We start from the raw sequence: 4,623 nt of genomic DNA on the forward strand, positions 1-4,623 counted from the left end.
TCTCACAGTCTCCCACCTATCCTACACAAGCCACACCGAATATCAATACCAAACTATAGTAAAGGTCTCGGGGTCTTTCCGTCCTGCTGCGCGTAACGAGCATCTTTACTCGTACTGCAATTTCGCCGAGTTTATGGTTGAGACAGCGGGGAAGTCGTTACTCCATTCGTGCAGGTCGGAACTTACCCGACAAGGAATTTCGCTACCTTAGGATGGTTATAGTTACCACCGCCGTTTACTGGGGCTTAAATTCCCAGCTTCGCCCGTAAGGGCTAACCGGTCCTCTTAACCTTCCAGCACCGGGCAGGAGTCAGTCCGTATACATCGTCTTGCGACTTCGCACGGACCTGTGTTTTTAGTAAACAGTCGCTTCCCCCTGGTCTCTGCGGCCCCGATCCCCTCCGGACAGCAAGTGTCCATCAAGGTTGGGGCCCCCCTTCTCCCGAAGTTACGGGGGCATTTTGCCGAGTTCCTTAACCATAATTCTCTCGATCGCCTTAGTATTCTCTACCTGATCACCTGTGTCGGTTTGGGGTACGGGCGGCTAAAACCTCGCGCCGATGCTTTTCTAGGCAGCATAGGATCACCGGATTCCCACCAAAGTGGGTCCCGTCAGATCTCAGGATCGTCATCAAAGACACAGCAACGGATTTACCTATCGCTGACCCTACATCCTTAGACCAGGACAACCATCGCCCGGCCCGGCTACCTTCCTGCGTCACACCTGTTAATACGCTTACCTCCCGGGATCAGGTCCCGCGCTCCACCAAAAACCGGGTCACCACAAGGGCGGCCGGTCAGGTATTGGGCGGTTAGTATCCCCCGATCAGTATTGGCGGTTTTTCGCCGGTACGGGAATATCAACCCGTTGTCCATCGACTACGCCTGTCGGCCTCGCCTTAGGTCCCGACTTACCCAGGGCAGATTAGCTTGACCCTGGAACCCTTGATCATTCGGCGGACGGGTTTCTCACCCGTCTTTCGCTACTCATGCCTGCATTCTCACTCGTGTAGGCTCCACCGCTGGTTTACACCGCGACTTCACTGCCCACACGACGCTCCCCTACCCATCCAAACGCTTGAACGAAAATGGATAAACCATCCGCTTGGCTAATATTTGAATGCCACAACTTCGGCGGTGTACTTGAGCCCCGCTACATTGTCGGCGCGGAATCACTTGACCAGTGAGCTATTACGCACTCTTTCAAGGATGGCTGCTTCTAAGCCAACCTCCTGGTTGTCTTCGCAACTCCACATCCTTTCCCACTTAGCACACGCTTAGGGGCCTTAGTTGGTGGTCTGGGCTGTTTCCCTCTCGACTATGAAGCTTATCCCCCACAGTCTCACTGCTGCGCTCTCACTTACCGGCATTCGGAGTTTGGCTGACGTCAGTAACCTTGTAGGGCCCATTAGCCATCCAGTAGCTCTACCTCCGGTAAGAAACACGCAACGCTGCACCTAAATGCATTTCGGGGAGAACCAGCTATCACGGAGTTTGATTGGCCTTTCACCCCTACCCACAGCTCATCCCCTCCATTTTCAACTGAAGTGGGTTCGGTCCTCCACGCGCTCTTACACGCGCTTCAACCTGGCCATGGGTAGATCACTCCGCTTCGGGTCTAGATCACGCCACTGCATCGCCCTGTTCAGACTCGCTTTCGCTACGGCTTCCCCTCACGGGTTAACCTCGCGACGTAACACTAACTCGCAGGCTCATTCTTCAAAAGGCACGCTGTCACAAGCACAACACCATAAATGGCATCGCCCTGCTCCAACGGATTGTAGGCACACGGTTTCAGGTACTGTTTCACTCCCCTCCCGGGGTACTTTTCACCTTTCCCTCACGGTACTTGTCCGCTATCGGTCATCAGGGAGTATTTAGGCTTACCAGGTGGTCCTGGCAGATTCGCACGGGATTTCTCGGGCCCCGTGCTACTTGGGATCCTCTCCAAGCGGCAGCATACATTCCGGTTACGGGGCTAACACCCTCTACGGCCCGGCTTTCAAACCGGTTCACCTATGCACCTGCACTCACTTCACCGATCCGGCAGAATCGATACGGAAAGTCCCGCAACCCCAGTGATGCAACGCCCGCCGGCTATCACACACCACTGGTTTAGCCTCTTCCGCGTTCGCTCGCCACTACTAACGGAATCACTATTGTTTTCTCTTCCTGTGGGTACTGAGATGTTTCACTTCCCCACGTTCCCTCCACGCACCCTATGTGTTCAGATGCGGGTCACCCGGTCACTCGCGCGCCGGGCGGGGTTTCCCCATTCGGACATCCTGGGATCAACGCTCGGTTATCAACTCCCCCAGGCTTATCGCAGATTCCTACGTCCTTCTTCGGCTCCTGATGCCAAGGCATCCACCGTGTGCCCTTAAAAACTTGACCACAAAGATCAATAAATATTATCGCTATCGAGAAAACCATGACAAACCGGTCAAAAACCGGTCACCAGGTTTATCTGAAATTGCACTTAATAATTTTAAGATGCTCGCGTCCACTATGTAGTTCTCAAACAACAACCCCGTCACACCCCTCCACCACCACGTATTCACCGTGACAGCATCAGACCTGCGCAGGAACAATCAGAAACAACACGAACCCGTGTCCCTTCCAACCCTTCAAGAAGGCTTGAAAATTCTTCGGTCCTGTTATCTCAGGACCCAACAGTGTGCCAAACGGAAAAACCCGGTACTTGGATACCCGGCAGCATTTCCAACCCCGCACCGGCCCCCCAAAGGGAAACCGGCACCACGGCGTACTCTGCTGCCCGGACCAACGCCGGGCACCTGCTTATTGATATTCCACCCTTGAGCACCCACCGGGAAACAAATGTTCCCGATATGGGCATCTCCTGCAAAGCCCGCATCCAACACTGAGGAAGGACAACAGACCCTGAGGTGCTCCTTAGAAAGGAGGTGATCCAGCCGCACCTTCCGGTACGGCTACCTTGTTACGACTTAGTCCCAATCGCCGGTCCCACCTTCGACGGCTCCCTCCCACAAGGGGTTAGGCCACCGGCTTCGGGTGTTACCAACTTTCGTGACTTGACGGGCGGTGTGTACAAGGCCCGGGAACGTATTCACCGCAGCGTTGCTGATCTGCGATTACTAGCGACTCCAACTTCATGAGGTCGAGTTGCAGACCTCAATCCGAACTGAGACCGGCTTTTTGGGATTAGCTCCACCTCACAGTATCGCAACCCTTTGTACCGGCCATTGTAGCATGCGTGAAGCCCAAGACATAAGGGGCATGATGATTTGACGTCGTCCCCACCTTCCTCCGAGTTGACCCCGGCAGTCTCCTATGAGTCCCCGCCATTACGCGCTGGCAACATAGAACGAGGGTTGCGCTCGTTGCGGGACTTAACCCAACATCTCACGACACGAGCTGACGACAACCATGCACCACCTGTAAACCGGCCACAAGTGGGGGACCTGTTTCCAGGCCTTTCCGGTTCATGTCAAGTCTTGGTAAGGTTCTTCGCGTTGCATCGAATTAATCCGCATGCTCCGCCGCTTGTGCGGGCCCCCGTCAATTCCTTTGAGTTTTAGCCTTGCGGCCGTACTCCCCAGGCGGGGCACTTAATGCGTTAGCTACGGCGCGGAAAACGTGGAATGTCCCCCACACCTAGTGCCCAACGTTTACGGCATGGACTACCAGGGTATCTAATCCTGTTCGCTCCCCATGCTTTCGCTCCTCAGCGTCAGTTAATGCCCAGAGACCTGCCTTCGCCATCGGTGTTCCTCCTGATATCTGCGCATTTCACCGCTACACCAGGAATTCCAGTCTCCCCTACATCACTCTAGTCTGCCCGTACCCACTGCAGACCCGGGGTTGAGCCCCGGGCTTTCACAGCAGACGCGACAAACCGCCTACGAGCTCTTTACGCCCAATAATTCCGGATAACGCTTGCGCCCTACGTATTACCGCGGCTGCTGGCACGTAGTTAGCCGGCGCTTCTTCTGCAGGTACCGTCACTTTCGCTTCTTCCCTGCTGAAAGAGGTTTACAACCCGAAGGCCTTCGTCCCTCACGCGGCGTCGCTGCATCAGGCTTTCGCCCATTGTGCAATATTCCCCACTGCTGCCTCCCGTAGGAGTCTGGGCCGTGTCTCAGTCCCAGTGTGGCCGGTCACCCTCTCAGGCCGGCTACCCGTCGTCGCCTTGGTGGGCCATTACCCCAACCAACTAGCTGATAGGCCGCGAGTCCATCCAAAACCGCATCAAGCTTTCCACGAACCCCCATGCGGGGATCCGTCGTATCCGGTATTAGACCCGGTTTCCCAGGCTTATCCCGAAGTTAAGGGCAGGTTACTCACGTGTTACTCACCCGTTCGCCACTAATCATTTTGTGCAAGCACAAAAGTCATCGTTCGACTTGCATGTGTTAAGCACGCCGCCAGCGTTCATCCTGAGCCAGGATCAAACTCTCCGTAAATGTGTTACAGACACAAGACCGGAGCCAAGGAAAATTGGCTGCACAGTCCTGCACTAAATTCGAAACCAGCTAAAAAAGCCGTCCCATACCCACGGGGTGGGCGGTAACAGCCAGTTCAACCAATTAAAATAATTGGTATCAATAAACTTGGCACACTATTGAGTTCTCAAACAACAGA

Annotated in this window: 2 rRNA genes; both read right to left on the reverse strand. The window is 54.7% G+C overall.

Going from position 1 to position 4,623, the window contains the following annotated elements:
• Positions 1 to 2,394: ribosomal RNA gene (locus ABIB35_RS18645) — 23S ribosomal RNA — on the reverse strand; the annotation flags it as partial.
• 523 nt (positions 2,395 to 2,917) lie between these two features.
• Positions 2,918 to 4,445 (reverse strand): 16S ribosomal RNA (locus ABIB35_RS18650).
• Positions 4,446 to 4,623 lie beyond the last annotated feature (178 nt).

It is taken from the genome of Arthrobacter sp. UYP6, from assembly GCF_040547315.1.
Lineage (GTDB): Bacteria > Actinomycetota > Actinomycetes > Actinomycetales > Micrococcaceae > Arthrobacter_B.